Raw genomic sequence first — 20,698 nt, forward strand, 5'->3', positions numbered from 1 at the left:
CAAAAGGTCAGCATTTATGACAATTATCACGGGATGGTTACCCAACTGTCATTCCCTTCCGCCAGAAGATGGCTACATCTGGAAACAGAGATGACAAGGAGACCTCCCGTGACCAAGTCCGACACCTCCCAAACCGATCTGACACCCGATGCCTTTGGCTTTGACGAAGACACCAAGCTGCGTTCCGATGGCACGCTCGACGTGGATCACTATGTGGCACTCGGCCGCCAGATGCGCGCCGAACACACCCGCGATCTGGTGCTGGGCCTGACCCGCAGCATCGCGGCGATCCGCCTCGGCGGCCTGCGCCTCTCGCGCCGCCTGCATATCTTCGGCCACTAAGGCCAGCCGCGCTTCAGGTCTCAGCCAAGACCAAGATCGCAAGACCAAGACCCAAGAGCAGTTGGGGCGGGCCCTCTCGGACCCGCCCCTTTTCTGTAAGCAATAGCTTCCGGCTCAATGCCCGCCGAGCACCCCGGTCCGCACACCGTAATCCACCGCCAGCGCGTAATCGGGATCGTCGTCGCTATCGACCACCAGATGCCCCGCCCGCGTCAGAAGCTGATGACAATCGCGGCTCAGATGGCGCAGCATGATCCGCTTGCCCTCGGCCTCATAGCGCCCGGCCACCGTCTCGATCGCCTGCAGCGCCGATTGGTCCACCACCCGGCTCGCATCGAAATCGACGATCACCACCTCCGGATCGCCCTCGTAATCGAAGAGCTCGACAAACCCATCGGTCGAGCCAAAGAACAGCGGCCCCTGGATCTCATAGACCTTGGCGCCCTTCTCGGTCACCGACTCGCGTTCGACCGCATGGATGCGCTTGGCATTGTTCCACGCATAGGCCAGCGCCGAGACGATCACCCCCACGACCACCGCCACCGCGAGGTCTTCCATCACCGTCACCACGGTCACGAGGATGATGACGAAGGCATCCATCATCGGCACTTTGCGCAGGATCTTGAACGAGTTCCACGCGAACGTCCCGATCACCACCATGAACATCACACCGACCAGCGCCGCGAGCGGGATCTGCTCGATCAGCGGCGCGGCAAAGAGGATAAAGATCAGCAGAAAGAGCGCCGCCGCCACCCCGGCGATCCGCGTCCGCCCGCCCGATTTCACATTGATCATCGACTGGCCGATCATCGCACAGCCGCCCATGCCGCCGAAAAACCCGGTGAGCGTATTGGCCAGACCTTGCGCGATACATTCCTGGCTCGCACCGCCCCGCCGCCCGGTGATTTCACCCACGAGGTTGAGGGTCAGCAGGCTCTCGATAAGTCCAATTGCCGCGAGGATCACCGCATAGGGCAGGATGATCTGCAAAGTCTCGAGGTTGAGCGGCGCCAGAGGCGTCCCATAGAGACCTTCCCCCTGACCAAAGGGCCAATGGAAGGCCGGGAAACTGCCCTCGATCGAGGCCAGATCGCCGACCCGCGGCACCTCGAGCCCAAGCCCGATCACCAGCCCCGCGACCACCACGATCCCCGCCAGCGGTGCCGGCACGATGCGGGTGATGCGCGGCATGACCCAGATCACCGCCATGGTCAGCGCCACGAGCCCCAGCATGGTCATCATCTCGACCCCGGCGAGCCAGGTGCCCCCCGACATGCCATGGCCGGTGTTGACCATGCTGCCCGGCTCCTTGAACTGACCGAGCTGCGCGAGAAAGATCACGATGGCCAAGCCATTCACAAAGCCGAGCATCACGGGATGCGGCACCAGACGGATGAACTTGCCCCATTTGAGGGCCCCGGCAATCACCTGAAGAATGCCCATCAACACCACGGTCGCAAAGAGATATTCGACGCCATGCTCGGCCACCAGCGCCACCATGACCACTGCCAGCGCCCCGGTCGCGCCCGAGATCATCCCCGGCCGCCCGCCGATCACCGCGGTCACCAGACCGACGAGGAACGCGGCATAGAGCCCGACCAGCGGATGCACCCCGGCGACAAAGGCAAAGGCCACCGCCTCGGGCACCAGCGCCAGCGCCACGGTGAGCCCCGACAGAAGCTCGGTGCGCACCCGCCCCATGGTCAGATGTTCATCCTGCATGATGCTCAGATCAGGCATCGAAATATTGTTGGCTAGCGCCGCGAGAAGGGTCTTTTTCACGGGGTATCGTCCTTTTGGGATTGCGGGCATTTGCGCGCCCCCTACCCGTTTGACCGGGTTTTGACAACTCCGCCCCGCCCCGAGACCCGGCCTCGCCCGTCAACCGTGACAAATGCGCGGCGGGCGCACCCCGGCTTGCCTAGCCCGCAGGCGCTTTGCGCATTGCGACCCCCGGCCGCACCGGCCAGGTGAGCCACAGCAGGCAGAGCACCACCAACGCCACCCCGGTCCAGCCGAGCGGATCGAGCCGCTCGCCCACCACCAGCACCGCCAAGAGCGCCGCCACCACCGGCTCGAACAGCGTCAGCGTGGTGGCGAGGCTCGCCGCCACCCGCGCCAGCCCATAGCCAAAGGCGAGATAGCCCAAAAACATCGGCACCACCGCCATGTAGATCCCCACGCCCGCATTCTGCCAGCTGTCGAGAAACCCGGCCCCGGTGAGCGCCAGAACCGGCATGAGCAGCAGCCCACCCAGCCCAAAGGTCGCCCCCATCGTGGCCCGCGCGCTGATCCCGCGCTGCATCATCCGCCGCGCCGTCCAGGAATAGAGCGCATAGGTGAACCCGGCCCCAAGCCCCAACAGCGCCCCGGCCAACGGATGCGCGCCGCCCACCCCATGCCCGCCGGTCTCGGCAAGGCTCAAGAGCGCCATGCCCACAAGCCCGATCGCCGCCCCGATCATCCAGCGCCGGCTGAGCCGCAGCCCGTCGAGCCGGTATTCGATCAAGGCCGACAACAGCGGTGCGGACCCCAGCGACACCAACGTGCCAATGGTCACCCCCGCCAGCCGCATCGAGGCGTAGAACGCCAGCGGATAGAGCGCCACCGCCACCGCCCCGAGCCACAGACAGCGCCATTCCCGCATGATCCCCGCCCGGTGCCGCCGCAGCCCGCCCAGCGCCACCAGCGCCTGCAACAGCCCGCCAAACCCCATCGCCGCCGCGCCGATGGCGACCGGGCTCATCTCTGGCGCGAATGTCGCCGCCGTCCCCGTGGTCCCCCATAGGATCGACGCGACCAAAACTGCCGCCACCCCGGCAAAACTCATTCCCTGCGCCATCACTTTACCCCTCACCCACTGGGCCTTGCCCCGGCATCATCACACTCAACATGTCGCGCATCTCGCGCAGACAGGCATCGCTGCCCTCAAGCCCCGCGCGCACCATCGCCCCCTCGATGAGAAAGGCGAACTGCCGCGCATAGCGCGCCGCCGCCGCCTCGCCGCAGATCTCGGCAAGCTCGGACCGCAGGATCGCTTCGACCTCTTCCTTATGCCGCCGCACTGCCGCGCGCCCCGGATCCCCGGGCAGCAATTCCGCCGCCGCGTTGAGCAGCCCACAGCCGCGAAACCCGCGCTCATAGGCGAAATTCGCGTGATCGGCATAGGCATCGACCACCGCCAAGATCCGCGCCTGCGGATCATCGAGCCCCTCAACCCGCGCCGCATGAAACCCCAGCCACTCGGCATGACGCGCCTCGATATAGGCCTCGATCAGCGCCGATTTGGAGGCGAAATTGTTGTAAAGGCTCTGCTTTGCGACCCCGGCACGCTCTATGATCCGGTCAATGCCGGTCGCCACGATCCCGTCTTGGTAAAACAGCTCTTCCGCCGCCCGCAGCAGCCGGTCCCGCGCCGTCTCGCCTTTGGTATGTGCCACGCCAAGCCCTCCGCAGCAAGTAACTAGGTAGACCAGTCTACCTATTTGCGCCCCCTGTCAACCCCCACCCCTCACTTTCGCGACAGATGCGGCAGATCGCGCCCCGTGACGGGTTGACTTCGCCGCCGCCCACGCCACGATCCGGGCCAAGCGAAAGGACCAAAGATGACCAAGACAATGCTGGGCGTGATCGGTGGATCGGGCCTCTATCAGATCGACGGGCTGCAATCGCCTGAATGGCAAACGGTAGAGACCCCCTGGGGCGCGCCCTCGGATCAGATCCTCACCGGCACGCTCGACGGCATGGCGCTGGCCTTCCTGCCCCGCCACGGGCGCGGCCATACCCACACGCCGACCTCCGTGCCCTATCGCGCCAATATCGACGCGCTGAAACGGCTGGGCGTTACTGATGTCATCTCGGTCTCTGCTTGCGGCTCGTTCCGCGAGGCGATGGCCCCCGGCGATTTCGTCGTGGTGAATCAATTCATCGACCGCACCTTCGCCCGCGAGAAATCCTTCTTCGGCCCCGGCTGCGTCGCCCATGTGAGCGTCGCCCACCCGACCTGCCCCCGGCTCTCGGCGGCCTGCCTCACCGCCGCCATCGACGCGGGCATCACCGTGCATGACGGCGGCACCTATCTCGCCATGGAAGGCCCGCAATTCTCGACGCTGGCGGAATCGCGCATGTACCGCGAACATTGGGGCGCGGATGTCATCGGCATGACCAACATGCCCGAGGCCAAGCTCGCCCGCGAGGCCGAGCTTTGCTATGCGAGCATCGCGATGGTCACCGATTACGACAGCTGGCACCCCGATCATGGCGAGGTCGACGTGACCCAGATCATCGCCACGCTCACCGGCAATGCCGACAAGGGCCGCGCCATGATCGAACGGCTCCCCGGCCTGCTTGAGGCCGAGCGCGCGCCCTGCCCGCATGGCTGTGACCGCGCTCTCGATCATGCTATCCTCACCGCGCCCGACGCCCGCGATCCCGCCCTCGTGGCGCGGCTCGACGCGGTGGCGGGCCGTCTTCTCTAACCAGCCTCCTCTAGCCGGTCTCCTTTAACCGAAAGCTCCGCCCATGCCTCTCGATCTCTGGCTCGCCTTCGTCGCCGCCTCCACCGCGCTCTTGCTCATCCCCGGCCCCACGGTCCTCTTGGTGCTGAGCTACGCGCTCTCCAAAGGCCGCAGCGTGGCGCTTGCCAGCGCCGCCGGCGTGGCGCTGGGCGATCTCGTCGCCATGTCCGCCTCGCTCGCCGGTCTCGGCGCGCTGGTGCTGGCCTCGGCCACGCTCTTTACCGCGCTGAAATGGATCGGCGCGGCCTATCTGGTCTGGATGGGGATCAAACTTCTGCGCTCGGCCCCCTCCGAGGGGCTCGACGCCACCCCCACCCGCGAGATCACCACCCGCAGCGTCTTCTGGCACGCGGCCGGGGTGACCGCGCTCAACCCGAAATCCATCGCCTTCTTCATCGCCTTTGTCCCGCAATTCGTCACGCTCAACGCGCCGCTCTTGCCGCAATTCGCCATTCTCGTCGCGACGTTCGTGACCCTCGCCGCCCTCAACGCGCTGGCCTATGCGCTCTTGGCCGACCGGCTGCGCAGCACCATCCGCCGCCCCGCCGTGATCACCTGGCTGACCCGCTCGGGCGGTATGGCTCTGGTGGCGATGGGGGTGATGACCGCGACGCTGCGGCGCAGCAATTGAATATGGCGCTCCGACACACGCACTGCTAGAACAGCCTTATGAAAACCGTCAAAGACTATATCCGCACCATCCCGAATTTCCCCCATGAGGGGATCATGTTCCGCGATGTGACCACGCTGTTCGGCGATGGCGCAGGCTTTTCCCTCGCCGTCGATCAGATGGTCGAGGCCGCCCAAGGCCGCGACATCGACAAGGTCGCAGGTCTCGAAGCCCGCGGCTTCATCCTCGGCGGTGCCATCGCGCATCGGCTGGGCTGTGGCTTCGTGCCGATCCGCAAGGCCGGCAAACTCCCCGGCAGCAAGATTTCCGAGGCCTATCTGCTCGAATATGGCGAGGCCGTGGTCGAGATCCACGAAGACGCGATCGAACCCGGCGAACGGGTGCTGCTGGTCGATGACCTGCTGGCCACCGGCGGCACCGCCGAGGCCGGCATCCGCCTCATCGAGCGGCTCGGCGGTCAGGTGGTCGGCTGCAGCTTTGCCGTTGACCTGCCGGAACTCGGCGGCGCGGCCCGGCTGCGCGCCATGGGGATGGATGTCGACATGCTCTGCGCCTTCGACGGCGCCTGACCAGCGCGCACAGGCCAAAGCCCCGGACCAAACGCCGCAACTGGCACATTTCCGGTTCGGTTTCAGGCGAGTGCCGCCTAGATATCTAGGCAATAACAGATCACGAAAGGAGCCCTCAAATGGCCCAAGATCCCCTCTTCTGGGTGGTGGCAGCCGCCTGTGTCATCGTGCTGGGCATCCTTGTCTTCGGCGTGACAACCTTTGGCCGGGGCGGCGAGTTCAACCGCAAACACGCCAACAAGATCATGCGCTGGCGCATCGCCGCGCAATTCATCGCAGTCCTGCTGATTCTCGGCTTTGTCTGGCTGCGCAGCAGCGGAGGCCAATGACATGGTGGTCCTGAACAAGCTCTACACCCGCACCGGCGACAAGGGCGACACCGCCCTCGGCAATGGCACCCGCGTCGCCAAACATTCGGCCCGCGTCACCGCCTATGGCACGGTCGATGAAACCAATGCCACCGTCGGCCTCGCCCGGATCGAGGCCGAGGCCGACAGCGACATGGATCAGGCCCTCGCCCGCATCCAGAACGATCTCTTCGATCTCGGCGCCGATCTCTGCACCCCCGACATGGACAAGGATGCCGAGGCCGACTACCCGCCGCTGCGGATGAGCGACCAACAGGTGACCCGGCTCGAGGCCGAAATCGACGCGATGACCGCCACGCTCACACCGCTGCGCAGCTTTATCCTGCCCGGCGGCAGCCGCCTCGCGGCCCAGCTCCACCTCTGCCGCACCGTGTCGCGCCGCGCCGAACGGCTCGCCGTGGAACTGGCGGGCGAGGAACCGGTGAACCCGGCCGCCGTGAAATACCTCAACCGGCTGAGCGACTGGTTCTTCGCCGCCGCCCGCATGGCCAATGACGAAGGCCGTGCCGACGTGCTCTGGGTGCCCGGCGCCAACCGCTAATCCGCGCCCGCCTGCGGAACAGGCTGGCGGCAATTCGCAACAAAGTTTCCTCAGCGGGGCACGCCGGGCAGCATCGCGACGTCACAGAGCCCAATAATGACGATTTTGGCCTGTTGTCCCCGGTCGCGACTCGGTAAAACCCTGCGAGATAGCTTGCGCCTGACTCGACTGGTCAGGTGTTTTTTCAAGGGAGACCATGCCAATGAAGGTGCTTGTGCCTGTCAAACGCGTGATCGACTATAACGTGAAAGTGCGCGTCAAAGCGGACGGGAGCGGTGTCGATCTTGCCAATGTGAAAATGTCGATGAACCCCTTCGACGAGATTGCCGTCGAAGAGGCGATCCGCCTGAAAGAGGCCGGCAAGGCCGATGAGGTCGTCGCGGTCTCGATCGGTGTCAAGCAGGCGCAGGAAACCCTGCGGACCGCGCTCGCCATGGGCGCCGACCGCGCCATTCTCGTGGTTGCCGCCGACGACGTTCACACCGACATCGAACCGCTGGCCGTGGCCAAGATCCTCGCCAAGGTCGTCGAAGAAGAACAGCCCGGTCTCGTCCTCGCGGGCAAGCAGGCGATCGACAACGACATGAACGCCACCGGTCAGATGCTCTCGGCGCTGCTCGGCTGGAGCCAAGGCACCTTTGCCAGCGGCCTCGACATCGATGGTGACAGCGCGCTCGTCACCCGCGAAGTGGACGGCGGCCTGCAAACGATCAAGGTCAAGATGCCCGCCATCATCACCGTCGATCTGCGCCTCAATGAGCCGCGCTACGCCTCGCTTCCCAACATCATGAAAGCGAAGAAAAAGCCGCTCGACGAGAAAACCGCCGCCGATTACGGCGTCGATGTCAGCCCGCGTCTCGAAATCGTCAAGACCGACGAACCCGAGGCCCGCAAGGCAGGCGAGATTGTGGGCTCGGTCGACGAGCTCGTGGCGAAACTCAAAGAAGTGGGGGCTGTGTAATGGCTGTTCTTCTTCTCGCAGAAGTCACCGATGGTGAACTGGCGCTCGACGCAACCGCAAAGGCCGTCACCGCCGCGAAACAACTGGGCGATGTGACCGCGCTGTGCTGTGGGGCAAATGCCGCCGCCGCCGGTGAAGCCGCCGCCAAGATCGACGGCGTGTCCAAAGTGCTCGTCGCCGAAGACGCCTCGCTCGGTCACCGCCTCGCGGAACCCACCGCGGCGCTGCTGGTCAGCCTCGCAGGCGATTACGAACATATCGTCGCGCCCGCCACCACCGACGCCAAGAACGTGCTGCCCCGCGTGGCCGCTCTGCTCGACGTCATGGTGATCTCGGACGTGTCGGGTGTTGTCGATGGCAACACGTTCGAACGCCCGATCTATGCCGGCAACGCGATCCAGACGGTGAAATCCTCGGACGCGAAAAAAGTCATCTCCTTCCGCACCTCGACCTTCGATGCGGCTGGCGACGGCGGCTCGGCCTCGGTCGAAACCATCTCGGCCGCTGAAAACCCCGGCCTGTCGGAATGGGTCGAAGACAAGGTTGCCGCAAGCGACCGCCCCGAGCTCACCTCGGCAGGCGTCGTCGTCTCGGGCGGCCGTGGTGTCGGCTCCGAAGAAGACTTCAAGATCATCGAAGCCCTCGCCGACAAGCTCGGCGCAGCCGTTGGCGCCTCGCGCGCGGCCGTCGATTCGGGCTATGCCCCGAACGACTGGCAGGTCGGTCAGACCGGCAAGGTCGTGGCACCGGATCTCTACATCGCCGTAGGCATCTCGGGCGCCATCCAGCACCTCGCCGGCATGAAGGACTCGAAGATCATCGTCGCGATCAACAAGGACGAAGAAGCCCCGATCTTCCAGGTCGCCGATTACGGCCTCGTGGCGGACCTCTTCGAAGCCGTCCCCGAGCTGACCTCCAAGCTCTGATCGCTCAGATCTCTGCAAATTGAAAGGCCCGCCCCCTCGGCGGGCCTTTTTCTTATGGGCTGCCGGTCCCGCACCGGCTCGGCCACCTCTTTCTGATCCCCGCTCACATCGCGCCCGTCAGAGCGGTTTCTTTACTTTTGCACCACGTCCGGTACGGTCTTACCTTTAGATTTGCCGGTAACGTTTCGCCTTTAGACTTATTTCCGCATGAAGGATTTTAAGAATGGCCAAACCGCAATTGAGAATTCTTGTAACAAGCTCCCTCCTCATGGCCTTCGGATCCGCCAGCTTCGCTGAGGGTCTGCCGCCAGAGCTTGCACAGAATATGTCGATCTTTCCTGGCTTCAGGGCCATCTATGAGAACGATCCCTCCTTGGCCTCCAAGTCCGAAATCGCGACCGATGCCTTCCACATTCTACAGGCGATCGCGAAACACCCAGCAAGCTGCATTTTTGCGAATGCCGAGGAGGTCCCGTTTTCTGTCACCGTCAAAAAATCAGAGGTGAACAGTTACGGCGTGGAAATGAACAGCGAGACACAGACGCTGACCGGGTCCATCGCCGTCAGACCCGAATTCGTCCCTTGGGTGAAAGCGAACATCAAGTTTATGAACAGCAACCCCCTCTCCGGAGTGCGCAACGGCGTCGACACATTGCTGACGACGCAGGGCTGTGACAGCGAACACATGACCCGTATCGAACAGGGTCTCGCAACGGCCTTCGGCGTCTCGTTATCCGCCAAGCCGACCCCGAAACTGGGCGACGGCAGCTGGGAGACATTCGTGGATAGCTGCTACCCCGCATCGGTTCAGAGCTACATGGAGGCCACGGGCGGCGAAGAGCCGTCCCTGTCGATGATCGTCTACGCCTGTGTTTGTACCGAAGCCGCGTTGCAAGAAATCGGCGATCCCGAGATCTACGCTGACTTCGCAAGGGGCGATTACTCAGCCTATGAACAGATCAAGGACGTCTACGACCCCGCCTTCGACCAATGCTTCCGGCAGGGCACGACCCCGGAGATCGAAAAGCGCATAGAGGACTACACGCGCAAACATGGCCTCCTTTAGCGCCCTGAACACTCCAGGCCCGCCCCCTCGGCGGGCCTTTTTCATTGCGCCACAGGCCTCCTCTCACGCATTCACCAGCTCTTCGATCACCGGGCCGAGCCGCGCCGCCGTCTCCTGATGCACCTGCGGGCCGAGCAGCTCTGACGCCACCGTCGCCTCGAAATCGGAATGCACCATGCCCTGCGCCCCCGCCCGCATCGCCTCGGCGCTCGCCGTCGCATCCACCACGCTGCGCACCATCGGCATCAGCGCCTTGATCATCCCCCGCGTGACAAAGGCCGGGTCCTCGATCAGATCGGGCATCCCCGCATCGCGCCGCATCTCATGCGCCGAGAGCCACAGCAAAACCACCGGCGCGTTGATCCGCTCGATCAGCAGCCGCATCCGCGCCAGCCACGCCGCCTGCAGCTCATCGCGGACCAGCGCAAACCGGTCGAGCGACTGATCCCGCAACCGGCTCAGCATATGCCGGGTGAAATGAAACTCGGTAAAATCCACCTCATTGAAAATCGCCCGCAGCATCGGCGAGGCCTCGACAAACCGGTCATTGCGCCGCGGATGCACCCGGTAGAACCGGTTGGACATATTCTGCGCCGGTGGCACCTGCAGCACCACCGCCCGCGCCCCCGCCGCCGCGCTGAGCACATCGGGATCATGCAAAAACGCATCGATCCCCGCATTCGGCCAGCCAAAATTGATGCATTTCACCCCGGTCCGCGTCTCGATCAGCGACGGAAACGGCCGCGCGATGAATTTCCCATAGGTCTCCGTCCCCCCCAGAAACGCGGCATAGCGGCCGCTCAAACTGCGCCTCGGTCCCCGGAACAGGAGTTTCGACATGCCATAGCGACATGGCATATAGTCAAGCGGGGTTTCCCCCTGGCGTTCATAGGCCATAAGTCCCACCTCTCTTTCACCCATGGGCAGGATTCGCGCAAAGCTGTTGAGAAATGTCTAAAGACGCAATTTGCCGAGAATCTTTCGCACCCTGCGCCCCTTGCGGCCCCCCGCCTCGGGGGCCTATCCTGCGCCCAACTCAAAGATGCGGAGCAAAGTGAATGGACATCCGGAAAATCGGCGTCATCGGAGCAGGACAAATGGGCAATGGCATCGCCCATGTGATGGCGCTGGCGGGCTATGAGGTGCTCTTGACCGACATCAGCCAGGACGCGCTCGACCGCGGGATCGAAACGATCACCGGCAACATGGACCGCCAGGTCAGCCGCGGCAAAGTCAGCGCCGAGGATCGCGACGCCGCCATGGCGCGGATCTCGACGACGCTCACTCTCGCCGATCTCGGCGCCACCGATCTGGTGATCGAGGCCGCCACCGAAAAAGAGGCGCTCAAGGCCGCGATTTTCGAGGATCTCGTGCCGCATCTCGCGCCGCATACGATCCTGACGTCGAACACCTCGTCGATCTCCATCACCCGGCTCGCAAGCCGCACCGACCGGCCAGAGAAATTCATGGGGTTCCACTTCATGAACCCGGTCCCCGTGATGCAGCTGGTCGAGCTCATTCGCGGCATCGCCACCGACAAGGAAACCTTTCAGGCCTGTCACGAAGTCGTTGAGAAGCTTGGCAAAACCGCCGCCTCAGCCGAGGATTTCCCGGCCTTCATCGTCAATCGCATCCTGATGCCGATGATCAACGAGGCGGTCTATACGCTCTATGAGGGCGTCGGCAATGTGACCTCGATCGACACCTCGATGAAGCTCGGCACAAACCACCCGATGGGGCCGCTGGAACTGGCCGATTTCATCGGGCTCGACACCTGCCTTGCGATCATGAACGTGCTGCACGACGGGTTGGCGGACACCAAATACCGCCCCTGCCCGCTGCTCACCAAATATGTCGAGGCGGGCTGGCTCGGGCGCAAATCGGGCCGTGGCTTTTACGATTACCGCAGCGGCGAGCCGGTGCCGACCCGCTAGGGCAAAGCTCAGGCGAAGCCGAACTCCGCCACCCCGGCCACCAGACAATCGAGACTGTCGGTCCAGCCCGGCCCGCCCTCCAGCGCGCCGGTCATCAGCGACAGCTCGGTACAGGCCACGAGCCAGTGATCGGCCCCCGCCATCGCATCCGCCAGCGCCCGCAACCGCGGGCCGAGCGGCGCCATCGGTTCGCCCGCCTTCACCGCGCGAATGATCGCCAGCATCTCCGCCTCATCCCCGGTCCACACCGGGCTGAGGCCATGGGCCGCGAATATGGCGTCAAAGACACCGACCCGCCGCGTCGCGGGCGAGGCCAGCATGCCGATGCGCTTGGCCCCGAGCGCCGCCAGATGCGCGGCGGTCAATTCCAGCATATCGAGAAACGGCAGCCCGCTCGCCTCGCGCACCGCATCGGCATAGTGATGCGCCGTGTTGCAGGGCATGGCCAGCGCCTGCGCGCCCGCCCGCTCGAGATCCTGCGCCATCGCGGCGAGCACCGGACCGGGGTCCTCACCGCCGCCTTCCAGGAGCGCCTTGATACGGCTCGGCACCTGCGGGTTCTGATGCACGATGAGCGGCAGATGATCCGCGTCATCCTGGGCCGTCACCGCGCCCAGCACCTTCTGCATGAGAAGGATCGTGGCCTCTGGCCCCATGCCGCCCAAAATACCTACAGATCGCATCGCCTATCCCCCGAATTATCGCCCATCTTTCGCGGGTTATCGCCCGGAGTTGAGAGCGGCACAAGCCCCGTAGCTCAGGCCTTGGCCGCCTTCGGCGCGCTGGCCTGCACGAGCTTTTCGAGACGGATATCGGCGGCGCGGGCATGGCCCTCCATCCGCTCGGCACGGCTGATCACCGCGCTGACACGCGCCAGATCGGGCAGCGCCTCGGCATCCACCGTCTGCCAGGTCACGGTCTTGAGGAATTTATGCACCGACAGCCCGCCGGTATAGCGCGCCGCCCCCGAGGTCGGCAGCACATGGTTCGGCCCCGAGGCCTTATCGCCAAATGTCACCGTGGTCTCCTCACCGAGGAAGAGCGAGCCATAGCTGTGCAGCCGCTTGCGCCACCAATCGAGGTTGCGCGCCTGCACATGCAGATGCTCCGGCCCCTTGGCGTCGGAATATTGCGCCATCTCCTCGCGGTTGTCGCAGACCACCACCTCGGCCAGATCATGCCACGCCTGCCGCGCGGCGCTCTGGTTCGGCTCGGGCAGGCTGTCGATCACGCCGGGCACCGCCTTGATCACCGCCTCGGCCAGCGCCGTGTCGGTGGTGGCGAGCCAGACGGGGCTATTCACCCCATGTTCGGCCTGACCGATGAGGTCGATCGCCACGATCTCCGGATCGGCGCTGTCATCGGCGAGGACCAGACTGTCGGTCGGCCCGGCAAACATGTCGATCCCCACTGGACCAAAGAGCTGCCGCTTGGCTTCGGCCACATAGGCATTGCCCGGCCCCACCAGAATATCCGCCTCGGGCGCGCCAAAGAGGCCAAAGGCCATCGCCGCGACGCCCTGCACGCCACCGATGCACAGGATGCGCGTCGCCCCTGCCAGATCCATCGTATAGAGCATCTCGTCGGGGATCGGCCCGCCCATGCAGGGCGGCGACACGGCGGTGACATCCTCGACCCCGGCGACCCGCGCCGTGGTGATGCTCATCAACGCGCTGGCGATATGGGTATAGCGCCCGCCCGGCACATAGCAGCCCGCCGCCGCGACCGGGATCTGCTTTTGCCCGGCGATGAGACCGGGGCGCAGCTCGATTTCCATGTCCTGCGCCGTGGCGCGCTGGGCCTCGGCAAAGCGGCGAATGTTCTCATGCGCCCAGGCAATGTCATCCTTGAGAGATTGCGGCACCCGCGCGATGGCCGCGTCGATCTCGGCCCGGGTCACGGTGATCTCGCCGCTCCAGCCATCGAGCTGGCGGGCATATTCAAGCGCCACCTGCGCGCCCCCGGCCTTGATCCGACCCAGCATGAGCTGCACCGTATCGGCGATGTCGTTGAGCGCCTCCTGAGGCTGCGGCGTGGCGGTCTTGAGATATGTAAGCGGCATGGCAAAACTCCTATCCGCTTTGAAATGCGCCCCTCATCGGCCGTTCGGCAAGGATTTTCCCCCGACCCCCCGTCTCATTTTTCAGCCGCCAAATCCCGCCTTCGAAGAATCCGAAACTGGCCGGGCTCCGTTCGGGTTATCGCAGGCTTTGATCCGGGCCCTGATCTAGGCCTTCATCCAGGCTCTGACAGAGCCCCCGCACCGCCCGCACGATGAGGTCGAGCGTGCCGTCGAAATCGCCGCTGTAATAGGGGTCCGGCACATGGTCGCGCCCCGCCTCCGGGGCGTAATCCGTCAACCGTCGCAATACCGACGTGTTACCGACGGGTTGCAGACGTTTGATTTCGGCGAGATTTTGGTCATCCATCGCGAGGATCAGATCGAACCGGTCAAAGTCCGCCACCACGAATTGCCGCGCCCGGAGCGGCGACAGATCATAGCCCCGCGCCTCTGCCGCGACCTGCATCGGCCCATGCGGTGGCTCGCCCACATGCCAGCCCCCGGTGCCCGCGCTATCGACCGGATGCCCCGGCCTCATCTGGCGAAACACCCCCTCCGCCGCGGGCGACCGGCAGATATTGCCAAGACAGACAAAGAGGATAGGCTGGGACATGAAACATCTCCTTTGCCAATGACTTACAGGAAATCACGCCCATGGAAAAGATCGTCATCCTGACCGGCGCAGGCATCTCCGCCGAGAGCGGCCTCGGCACGTTCCGCGACGAAGGCGGTCTCTGGGCCCAGCACGCCATCGAAGATGTGGCCACCCCCGAAGGCTTTGCCCGCGACCCCGATCTGGTGCACCGATTCTACAACGCCCGCCGCGCCCAGGCCGCCGAGGCCACGCCCAACCCGGCCCATCTCGCCCTCGCCCGCCTCGCCCGCGAGCACCCCGGCGAGGTCACGCTGATCACCCAGAATGTCGACGACCTCCACCACCGCGCCGGCTCTCCCCAGGTCCTCCAGATGCACGGCACGCTCATGGGCGCCCTCTGCGCCGCCTGCGACCATCGCTGGCCCGCGCCGCTGGTGATGCAGCCCGCCGATCGCTGCCCCGCCTGCGCGGCCCCCGCCACCCGGCCGGACGTGGTCTGGTTCGGCGAAATCCCCTATGGGGCCGAGGTGATCGACCCCGCGTTGAACGGGGCCGATCTCTTTGTCTCCATCGGCACATCCGGTCAGGTCTACCCCGCCGCCGCCTATGCCCAGCATTGTCGCCGCCTCGGCGCGCGCACGGTCGAGCTCAACCTCGAACCCTCTGAAAACGCACGTGATTTCGACGAGGCGCATTATGGCCCGGCCAGCAAGATCGTCCCCGAATTTGTCGAGACCCTGCTGGCCGGCTGAGGCAGGATCACTCCGTGCTGCCGTGCCCCGAATGACCGGCATGACCGGCATGGCCCGAATGATCATGGCCGCCCATCTCGCTGCGCTGCAGGTCCACCGGCACCTCGATCATCACATCGCCGGCCTGCTCAAAGGTCAGCGTCAGAGGCACGCTCTCGCCCTCGCGGAAGGGCTGGGTCAACCCCATGAACATCACATGCTTGCCGCCCCGCTCGAGCGTCAGAACACCCTCCTCGGGCAGCGCGAACCCGTCTTCGCTATGGCGCATCTGCAGGACGCCATCGCCCGCATCCACATGATCATGCAGCTGCACCAGCTGGGCCGCGGGCGACGCGACAGACAGAAGCCGGTCCGCCGCCCCGTGATTCTCGATGACCAGAAACGCTGCCCCGGTCTTGGCCACTGGCGAGGCGCTGCGCGCATAGGCGTCGGTGATTTCTATCTCCCCCGCCAACGCGGGCGACGCCGCCAGCAAGGCTGCGGCAAAAAACGCTTTGAAAGACATGAGGTCTCTCCTTCAACTCTATGGGAATTTTGATTTTATCTTGAGGATCAGGCGCGCGCCACAGGCGGTCCCCGCGCCACCGGCGCAAGCCCCAGATCGACATAGCCCTGCGCCACCGGCAGCGCATAGGCCCGGCCCCGCGACGCCCCCGGCGCGACCATCGCCAGCACCTCGGGCAGCACCGCCAGCCCCGCCACCACGACGCAATCGTCACAGGGCAGATGCGCCCGGTCGTCGCCCGGCATCGGCACGATCCCCTCGCCACCGCAGAGCACCATGACCACATCCGTCATGCCACCGCCCCGCGCGAGGCTGGTGATCTGCCCCGCCAAAAGCAGGGTCAGCACCAGAAGGTAAGAGATCGCAAACCGTATCATCGCGGCCAATCTAGCGCCGCGCGCGCCGCCTCGCCAGTGATAGCCAGGGCCCTGCGGCAAATGGCCTGCGCCCTTGGGCGACAGGATGAACACCTGCCCCTAACGCCCCGCCACAACAGGAAAAACAGCCCCGCCGCATCCGGCAGGGCTGTTCAATCTTGCGAAACGCTCAGGCGTCTCAGGCGTTCGCAGCCTGGGCCTTGGCAATCTCTTTCTTGACCTTCAGCGCGGTGGTCGAGAGCTCGCTATCCTTGGCTTTCGCCAGGAAGGCGTCCAGACCGCCACGGTGATCGACCGAGCGCAGAGCGTGGGCCGAGATCCGCAGCTTGATGCCACGGCTCAGGGTTTCCGACTGCAGTGTCACGTCGTTCAGGTTCGGCAGATACCGACGTCTGGTTTTGTTATTGGCATGGCTGGAATTGTTGCCAACCATCGGGCCTTTTCCGGTCAGTTCGCAGCGGCGCGACATGGGATCATCCTCGTAGCTTGTCCAGCAGGCCACCGCCCGCCGAAATATGAAGCGGGCACCGCCACAGGCAGCGCCCCGAATTCCGTTCGCGGGTGATTAGGCGGAATCGCCCCCCCCGTCAAGTCCCGCACCCCCGGTTTCCCGGCAGGTAACAGGATTTTAACACGCAAATCGCCGGATGGGCGGGGATTCTCCGGCAAAACCCCGCCCGACCCGCGCGGCGGATACTCCGGGGGCTCACGTCGCCCGCCTCACTCCGCGCCCAGAAACCCGCCCGATTGTCGCGCCCAGAGATCGGCATAGATGCCGCGCCGCGCCAACAGGTCATCATGGCTCCCCTCCTCGACGATGCGACCTGCGTCCATCACCACGATCCGGTCGAGCTGGGCAATGGTCGACAGCCGGTGCGCGATGGCAATCACCGTCTTGCCCTCCATCATCCCAAAGAGCGTGTCCTGTATCGCCGCCTCGACCTCGGAATCGAGGGCCGAGGTCGCCTCGTCGAGCACCAATATCGGCGCATCCTTGAGGATCACCCGCGCAATCGCCACCCGCTGCCGCTGCCCACCAGAGAGCTTTACCCCCCGCTCGCCCACATGCGCGCCATAGCCGCTGCGCCCCGCCGAATCGCGCAGCCCCTTGATAAAGCCATGCGCCTCGGCCTTCTCGGCGGCGGCGACCATCTCGGCCTCATCCGCCTCGGGCCGCCCGATGAGGATATTGGCCCGGATCGAGCGATGCAGAAGGGAATTGTCCTGGCTCACCATGCCGATCGCCCCGCGCAGCGAGGATTGGCTGATCTGGCGCAGATCCTGCCCGTCGATGAGGATCTGCCCCGCCTCCGGGTCGCGGAACCGCAGGAGTAGGTTCACAAGGCTCGACTTGCCCGCCCCCGAGCGCCCGACCAGACCGACCTTCTCGCCCGGCCGCACCACGAGGTTGACCCCGTCGAGCCCGCCGCGCCCCTTGCCATAATGATGGCTCACGCCGCGGAACTCGATCTCCGCCTCACGCAGCGCCAGCGCCGGGGCCTTGGGCGCATCGCGCACCTCATGCTCCACCGCCAGCGACCGCAGCGCCTCGCGGATGACGCCCGCATGTTCGAACATGCGGATCACCACCCACATGATCCAGCCGCTCATCCCGTTAAGCCGCAGCGTGAGCGCCGCCGCCGCCGACACTTCGCCCACCGACACGATACCGACGGACCACAGCCACAATGCAGGCCCCACCACCCCGATGAGCAACAGCCCGTTCAGCACCGCGAGCCCGAGCCCCAATTCGGTCATCAACCGCAGGAAGCGTTGGAACCGCAGCCGAAGCCGCCGCATCGCGCTCTGGACATAGCGTTCCTCGGCCCCGTCCCGGGCAAAGAGCTTGATCGTCTCGATATTGGCATAGGCATCGACCACCCGCGCCGTCACCATCGACCGCGCGTCCGACCATTTCTCCGAGGCCACCGCCACCCGCCGCGCGATATGGCGCACATAAAGCCCATAGAGCAGCACCCAGAGCACCAAGGGCACCGCCAGCCAGGGGTTCACCCCGCCAAGGATCACCGCCGCGCTGAGCACATAGCTCAGCGCGTACCAGATGCCTTCGAAGAACATATAGGTGCCGTCTTCCACAGCCTCGCCCGCCTGCATCACCCGATTGGTGAGCCGCCCGGCGAACTCGTTCTGGAAATAGCCGCTCGACTGCCCCAAGAGATGCTGATGCGCGCGCCAGCGCACCTGTTCTTGCATGTTCGAGGCCAGCATCTGTTCAAGCAGAAGATGTTGCAGCGTGATCATCAAGGGCCGCGCCAGAAGGATCACCAGCACCGCCAACCCAAGCTCGGCCCCGTGCCGCGACCAAAAGCCCTCAGGCCCGCCTGCGGAGATCAGGTCGATCACCCGGCCAGAGTAAAAGATGAGCCCGGTCTCGATGAGCGCCACAACGATGCCGGTCGCGGCAAGACAGGCCATCCAGCGATAGAACGGCCCATAGTGAGAAGTGAGATAAGCCCAAAGCGAGGCCGGCGGCGTCGCCTTGGACGCGGGCGCAAAGGGATCAACGAGGGTTTCGAAAAGTCGGTAAAAACGGGACATGACGGATAATATCCAAGAGGCTATTCAGGAAGGGCGATGTATCGGCATGCGCGGCCCTCAGGCCCATCGCGCAAGACGGACTCCGGGCGGCATCAGCCGTGGGTAAACCAGAGTCCTCTATACATCGCGTATCCCCCATCCTCGTTTGGGCGTCATGTGGATGAGGCTAAGACTAGCCCGCCGCGCGCCCCCTGTCACCGGTTTTGATCACCTGCGCGCCGCGCGTGGCCTTGGCGCTACACTGGAACGCGACATCAGTGCGCTAAACCAGCCGCGCCTTGATCAGCCCGCGCAAATCATTGCCGACAAAGAACCCGTCGCCCAGATCGTCCGGCATGATCCGCGCCTCGCGCGCCCGGCCCTCCTCGATCAATCTCTCGCGCAGGATACCGGGCAGCAGCCCCTCTGCCCGTGGCGGGGTGAGCAACACGCCGTCGCGCGGCACGAAAAGATTGGTGATCGTCCCTTCACAAACCGCGCCCGCCTCATTGCAAAAGAGCATCTCGTCGATCCAGCCCGGCAAATCCGCCCGCGCCTGATCATAGAGCGCCCGCCGCGTCGTCTTGTGCTGCAACCACGGATCGTCGGACGCAAGCCGCGTCTCCGCCAGCCCCACCCGCCAGACCGCGCCCTCGGGCACCGGCACATAGGGCGCGCAGGTCAGCTCGGCCCGCCCCGCCGCATCCACCGTCAGCCGCAGCCGCAAGGGGGCCTCGCCCACAACCCCGGCCAGCGCCTCGCGGGCGCCCTCAACCTCGATGCCGAACGCCCGCGCCGACCGGGCCAGCCGTGCCAGATGACGCGCGGCCTCCCGCGCGCCCTGCCCCGGCTCCCAGCGCAGCGTTTCGATCAGTCGGAACCCGGGATCATCCGGCGGGCAAAGCGGGCTTTCCACAGCGCCTCCTCATACTCTCCATCAGCGGTGCTGTCATAGACAAGCCCGCCGCCCACGTTGAACCGCACCTGCCCGTCGTCGAGCATCAAGGTCCGGATCGCCACGTTGAACTCTGACCGCCCATCCGGCGCGGCCCAGCCGATCGTGCCGCAATAGATATCGCGCGGCCAAGGCTCGAGCTCGCGCAGCACTTCCATCGCCCGCAGCTTGGGCGCGCCGGTGATCGACCCACAGGGGAAAAGCGCCGCAAAGATCTCGGCAAGCCCGGTCCCCGGCACCATCTGCCCGGTCACCAGCGAGGTCATCTGATGCACCGTCTCATAGCTCTCGATGGTAAAGAGCTCCGGCACCCGCACCGATCCGGGCAGGCTCACCCGGCTCAGATCATTGCGCAGGAGATCCACGATCATCAGGTTCTCGGCCCGGTTCTTCTCATCCGACTGCAAAAAGAACCGCGCGCGCGCATCCTCGGCCGGGTCATCACTGCGCGGCTGGGTGCCCTTCATCGGCCGCGTCTCGATATGGCCCGCCGCATCGGTGCGAAAAAAGAGCTCGGGCGACCGCGACAGGATCGCCGGCTGCCCTGCCGCCTCGATGAGCGCGCCGAACCGCACCGGCTGCACCTCGGCCAGCGCCGCATAGAGCGCCTCGGCCTTGCCCTGCGCCCGCATATCAATCGGAAAGGTCAGGTTCGCCTGATAGAAATCGCCCGCACAGATATACGCATGCACCACCTGAAACGCCGCCGCATAGTCTGCCTCGGACCAGCGCGGCGCAAACTCGGCAAGCGCGGCGGGCCCGGACGCCAGCGGCGCGGCGGCGTCGGGCGCGTCATAGACCCCGAACCGCAGCAGCGGCAGCGCGCGGCCTTCGGGCATCAACGGCGCCAGCCGCGGCTCGAGCGCATAGCCCAGCTCATAGCTCGCATAGCCCGCGACCCACGCGCCCGCCGCCCGCGCCGCATCGAGCGCGGCCAGCGCCTCGGGCACCTCGTCCGGCTGATGGGCCACAATCTCGTGCCGCGCGGCGTCAAACCGGCACGCCGCACCCTCCGGCCCGTGATCAAAGCGAATCTGCACCATCCATCCCCTGTTCCGG

The 20,698-nt window shown here is 65.2% G+C and carries 24 protein-coding genes; 11 read left to right on the forward strand and 13 right to left on the reverse strand.

The window, feature by feature from the left end; genetic code table 11:
• The first annotated feature begins 108 nt into the window (after positions 1 to 108).
• Entirely contained in the window at positions 109 to 342 is a 234-nt protein-coding gene (locus ISM_RS01415) for a hypothetical protein (RefSeq protein ID WP_009812309.1), read from the forward strand.
• Positions 343 to 456: 114 nt separating this feature from the next.
• On the opposite strand, the gene ISM_RS01420 is transcribed toward ISM_RS01415, so the two are convergent.
• The 3 genes from ISM_RS01420 to ISM_RS01430 all read right to left on the reverse strand — a co-directional run bounded on the left by ISM_RS01420 (position 457) and on the right by ISM_RS01430 (position 3,782).
• Positions 457 to 2,082 (reverse strand): SulP family inorganic anion transporter, encoded by a 1,626-nt coding sequence (locus tag ISM_RS01420; RefSeq protein ID WP_420806190.1) that lies wholly within the window; start codon positions 2,080 to 2,082, stop codon positions 457 to 459.
• A gap of 181 nt (positions 2,083 to 2,263) precedes the next feature.
• Complete coding sequence (locus ISM_RS01425) at positions 2,264 to 3,184, reverse strand: DMT family transporter (RefSeq protein WP_040618233.1); 921 nt, start codon at positions 3,182 to 3,184, stop codon at positions 2,264 to 2,266.
• A gap of 4 nt (positions 3,185 to 3,188) precedes the next feature.
• The gene (locus tag ISM_RS01430; protein ID WP_009812312.1) at positions 3,189 to 3,782 is read right to left on the reverse strand and encodes a TetR/AcrR family transcriptional regulator; all 594 of its coding nucleotides are present in this window, start codon (positions 3,780 to 3,782) and stop codon (positions 3,189 to 3,191) included.
• A 165-nt stretch (positions 3,783 to 3,947) separates the two neighbouring features.
• Here ISM_RS01430 and ISM_RS01435 point away from each other — a divergent pair, with 165 nt between their 5' ends.
• The 8 genes from ISM_RS01435 to ISM_RS01470 all read left to right on the forward strand — a co-directional run bounded on the left by ISM_RS01435 (position 3,948) and on the right by ISM_RS01470 (position 9,921).
• Complete coding sequence (locus ISM_RS01435; RefSeq protein WP_009812313.1) at positions 3,948 to 4,820, forward strand: S-methyl-5'-thioadenosine phosphorylase; 873 nt, start codon at positions 3,948 to 3,950, stop codon at positions 4,818 to 4,820.
• Between the two features lie 43 nt (positions 4,821 to 4,863).
• Positions 4,864 to 5,490, forward strand: a complete 627-nt coding sequence (locus ISM_RS01440; protein WP_009812314.1) for a LysE family translocator — start codon at positions 4,864 to 4,866, stop codon at positions 5,488 to 5,490.
• Between the two features lie 38 nt (positions 5,491 to 5,528).
• On the forward strand, positions 5,529 to 6,059 hold the full coding sequence (locus ISM_RS01445; RefSeq protein ID WP_009812315.1) for an adenine phosphoribosyltransferase: 531 nt from the start codon (positions 5,529 to 5,531) through the stop codon (positions 6,057 to 6,059).
• 119 nt (positions 6,060 to 6,178) lie between these two features.
• Positions 6,179 to 6,388: a twin transmembrane helix small protein gene (locus ISM_RS01450; RefSeq protein ID WP_009812316.1), complete on the forward strand. Its 210-nt coding sequence runs from the start codon at positions 6,179 to 6,181 to the stop codon at positions 6,386 to 6,388.
• A 1-nt stretch (position 6,389) separates the two neighbouring features.
• The gene (locus tag ISM_RS01455; protein ID WP_009812317.1) at positions 6,390 to 6,968 is read left to right on the forward strand and encodes a cob(I)yrinic acid a,c-diamide adenosyltransferase; all 579 of its coding nucleotides are present in this window, start codon (positions 6,390 to 6,392) and stop codon (positions 6,966 to 6,968) included.
• Between the two features lie 202 nt (positions 6,969 to 7,170).
• The gene (locus tag ISM_RS01460) at positions 7,171 to 7,929 is read left to right on the forward strand and encodes an electron transfer flavoprotein subunit beta/FixA family protein (protein ID WP_009812318.1); all 759 of its coding nucleotides are present in this window, start codon (positions 7,171 to 7,173) and stop codon (positions 7,927 to 7,929) included.
• Positions 7,929 to 8,855 (forward strand): electron transfer flavoprotein subunit alpha/FixB family protein, encoded by a 927-nt coding sequence (locus ISM_RS01465; RefSeq protein ID WP_009812319.1) that lies wholly within the window; start codon positions 7,929 to 7,931, stop codon positions 8,853 to 8,855. Before ISM_RS01460 ends, ISM_RS01465 begins: the two co-directional genes overlap by 1 nt.
• Positions 8,856 to 9,078: 223 nt before the next feature.
• Positions 9,079 to 9,921: a hypothetical protein gene (locus ISM_RS01470; RefSeq protein WP_009812320.1), complete on the forward strand. Its 843-nt coding sequence runs from the start codon at positions 9,079 to 9,081 to the stop codon at positions 9,919 to 9,921.
• Positions 9,922 to 9,984: 63 nt separating this feature from the next.
• Here the strand turns inward: ISM_RS01470 and ISM_RS01475 are convergent, their stop codons facing one another.
• Complete coding sequence (locus tag ISM_RS01475) at positions 9,985 to 10,818, reverse strand: DUF6473 family protein (protein WP_009812321.1); 834 nt, start codon at positions 10,816 to 10,818, stop codon at positions 9,985 to 9,987.
• A gap of 161 nt (positions 10,819 to 10,979) precedes the next feature.
• On the opposite strand from ISM_RS01475, the gene ISM_RS01480 reads away from it, so the two are divergent.
• A complete protein-coding gene (locus ISM_RS01480; RefSeq protein WP_040617758.1) occupies positions 10,980 to 11,855 on the forward strand; it encodes a 3-hydroxybutyryl-CoA dehydrogenase in 876 nt (291 codons plus the stop codon).
• A gap of 8 nt (positions 11,856 to 11,863) precedes the next feature.
• Here ISM_RS01480 and cuyB read toward each other — a convergent pair whose 3' ends face one another.
• From cuyB to ISM_RS01495, 3 genes are all read right to left on the reverse strand, one after another.
• Positions 11,864 to 12,538, reverse strand: coding sequence for a cysteate racemase (gene cuyB, locus ISM_RS01485; protein WP_040617759.1), 675 nt, complete (start codon positions 12,536 to 12,538; stop codon positions 11,864 to 11,866).
• Positions 12,539 to 12,612: 74 nt separating this feature from the next.
• Positions 12,613 to 13,917, reverse strand: coding sequence for a histidinol dehydrogenase (hisD, locus tag ISM_RS01490; protein ID WP_009812324.1), 1,305 nt, complete (start codon positions 13,915 to 13,917; stop codon positions 12,613 to 12,615).
• A gap of 136 nt (positions 13,918 to 14,053) precedes the next feature.
• Positions 14,054 to 14,530 (reverse strand): low molecular weight protein-tyrosine-phosphatase, encoded by a 477-nt coding sequence (locus ISM_RS01495; RefSeq protein ID WP_009812325.1) that lies wholly within the window; start codon positions 14,528 to 14,530, stop codon positions 14,054 to 14,056.
• Between the two features lie 41 nt (positions 14,531 to 14,571).
• Between ISM_RS01495 and ISM_RS01500 the strand changes: the two genes are divergently transcribed.
• On the forward strand, positions 14,572 to 15,264 hold the full coding sequence (locus ISM_RS01500; protein ID WP_009812326.1) for an NAD-dependent deacylase: 693 nt from the start codon (positions 14,572 to 14,574) through the stop codon (positions 15,262 to 15,264).
• A 7-nt stretch (positions 15,265 to 15,271) separates the two neighbouring features.
• On the opposite strand, the gene ISM_RS01505 is transcribed toward ISM_RS01500, so the two are convergent.
• The 6 genes from ISM_RS01505 to ISM_RS01530 form a co-directional block, all read right to left on the reverse strand.
• Positions 15,272 to 15,769 (reverse strand): copper chaperone PCu(A)C, encoded by a 498-nt coding sequence (locus tag ISM_RS01505; protein ID WP_009812327.1) that lies wholly within the window; start codon positions 15,767 to 15,769, stop codon positions 15,272 to 15,274.
• Between the two features lie 47 nt (positions 15,770 to 15,816).
• On the reverse strand, positions 15,817 to 16,146 hold the full coding sequence (locus ISM_RS01510) for a hypothetical protein (RefSeq protein WP_009812328.1): 330 nt from the start codon (positions 16,144 to 16,146) through the stop codon (positions 15,817 to 15,819).
• A gap of 178 nt (positions 16,147 to 16,324) precedes the next feature.
• The gene (gene rpmB, locus ISM_RS01515; RefSeq protein ID WP_009812329.1) at positions 16,325 to 16,615 is read right to left on the reverse strand and encodes a 50S ribosomal protein L28; all 291 of its coding nucleotides are present in this window, start codon (positions 16,613 to 16,615) and stop codon (positions 16,325 to 16,327) included.
• Positions 16,616 to 16,866: 251 nt separating this feature from the next.
• Positions 16,867 to 18,705: an ABC transporter ATP-binding protein gene (locus ISM_RS01520; protein WP_009812330.1), complete on the reverse strand. Its 1,839-nt coding sequence runs from the start codon at positions 18,703 to 18,705 to the stop codon at positions 16,867 to 16,869.
• Positions 18,706 to 18,967: 262 nt separating this feature from the next.
• The gene (locus tag ISM_RS01525; protein ID WP_009812331.1) at positions 18,968 to 19,600 is read right to left on the reverse strand and encodes an aminotransferase class IV family protein; all 633 of its coding nucleotides are present in this window, start codon (positions 19,598 to 19,600) and stop codon (positions 18,968 to 18,970) included.
• Positions 19,555 to 20,679: an aminodeoxychorismate synthase component I gene (locus ISM_RS01530; RefSeq protein WP_040618234.1), complete on the reverse strand. Its 1,125-nt coding sequence runs from the start codon at positions 20,677 to 20,679 to the stop codon at positions 19,555 to 19,557. The genes ISM_RS01525 and ISM_RS01530 overlap by 46 nt, the downstream gene beginning before the upstream one ends.
• Positions 20,680 to 20,698: the final 19 nt, after the last annotated feature.

It is taken from the genome of Roseovarius nubinhibens ISM (assembly GCF_000152625.1).
Taxonomy (GTDB): domain Bacteria; phylum Pseudomonadota; class Alphaproteobacteria; order Rhodobacterales; family Rhodobacteraceae; genus Roseovarius; species Roseovarius nubinhibens.

Excerpts from the sequence above, each read along its gene's own strand:
- ISM_RS01420 (WP_420806190.1), bottom strand. The coding sequence starts at position 2,082 with ATGCCTGATCTGAGCATCATGCAGGATGAACATCTGACCATGGGGCGG.
- ISM_RS01425 (WP_040618233.1), bottom strand. The coding sequence starts at position 3,184 with ATGGCGCAGGGAATGAGTTTTGCCGGGGTGGCGGCAGTTTTGGTCGCG.
- ISM_RS01435 (WP_009812313.1), top strand. The coding sequence starts at position 3,948 with ATGACCAAGACAATGCTGGGCGTGATCGGTGGATCGGGCCTCTATCAG.
- ISM_RS01440 (WP_009812314.1), top strand. The coding sequence starts at position 4,864 with ATGCCTCTCGATCTCTGGCTCGCCTTCGTCGCCGCCTCCACCGCGCTC.
- ISM_RS01445 (WP_009812315.1), top strand. The coding sequence starts at position 5,529 with ATGAAAACCGTCAAAGACTATATCCGCACCATCCCGAATTTCCCCCAT.
- ISM_RS01450 (WP_009812316.1), top strand. The coding sequence starts at position 6,179 with ATGGCCCAAGATCCCCTCTTCTGGGTGGTGGCAGCCGCCTGTGTCATC.
- ISM_RS01455 (WP_009812317.1), top strand. The coding sequence starts at position 6,390 with ATGGTGGTCCTGAACAAGCTCTACACCCGCACCGGCGACAAGGGCGAC.
- ISM_RS01460 (WP_009812318.1), top strand. The coding sequence starts at position 7,171 with ATGAAGGTGCTTGTGCCTGTCAAACGCGTGATCGACTATAACGTGAAA.
- ISM_RS01465 (WP_009812319.1), top strand. The coding sequence starts at position 7,929 with ATGGCTGTTCTTCTTCTCGCAGAAGTCACCGATGGTGAACTGGCGCTC.
- ISM_RS01470 (WP_009812320.1), top strand. The coding sequence starts at position 9,079 with ATGGCCAAACCGCAATTGAGAATTCTTGTAACAAGCTCCCTCCTCATG.
- ISM_RS01475 (WP_009812321.1), bottom strand. The coding sequence starts at position 10,818 with ATGGCCTATGAACGCCAGGGGGAAACCCCGCTTGACTATATGCCATGT.
- ISM_RS01480 (WP_040617758.1), top strand. The coding sequence starts at position 10,980 with ATGGACATCCGGAAAATCGGCGTCATCGGAGCAGGACAAATGGGCAAT.
- cuyB (WP_040617759.1), bottom strand. The coding sequence starts at position 12,538 with ATGCGATCTGTAGGTATTTTGGGCGGCATGGGGCCAGAGGCCACGATC.
- hisD (WP_009812324.1), bottom strand. The coding sequence starts at position 13,917 with ATGCCGCTTACATATCTCAAGACCGCCACGCCGCAGCCTCAGGAGGCG.
- ISM_RS01495 (WP_009812325.1), bottom strand. The coding sequence starts at position 14,530 with ATGTCCCAGCCTATCCTCTTTGTCTGTCTTGGCAATATCTGCCGGTCG.
- ISM_RS01500 (WP_009812326.1), top strand. The coding sequence starts at position 14,572 with ATGGAAAAGATCGTCATCCTGACCGGCGCAGGCATCTCCGCCGAGAGC.
- ISM_RS01505 (WP_009812327.1), bottom strand. The coding sequence starts at position 15,769 with ATGTCTTTCAAAGCGTTTTTTGCCGCAGCCTTGCTGGCGGCGTCGCCC.
- ISM_RS01510 (WP_009812328.1), bottom strand. The coding sequence starts at position 16,146 with ATGATACGGTTTGCGATCTCTTACCTTCTGGTGCTGACCCTGCTTTTG.
- rpmB (WP_009812329.1), bottom strand. The coding sequence starts at position 16,615 with ATGTCGCGCCGCTGCGAACTGACCGGAAAAGGCCCGATGGTTGGCAAC.
- ISM_RS01520 (WP_009812330.1), bottom strand. The coding sequence starts at position 18,705 with ATGTCCCGTTTTTACCGACTTTTCGAAACCCTCGTTGATCCCTTTGCG.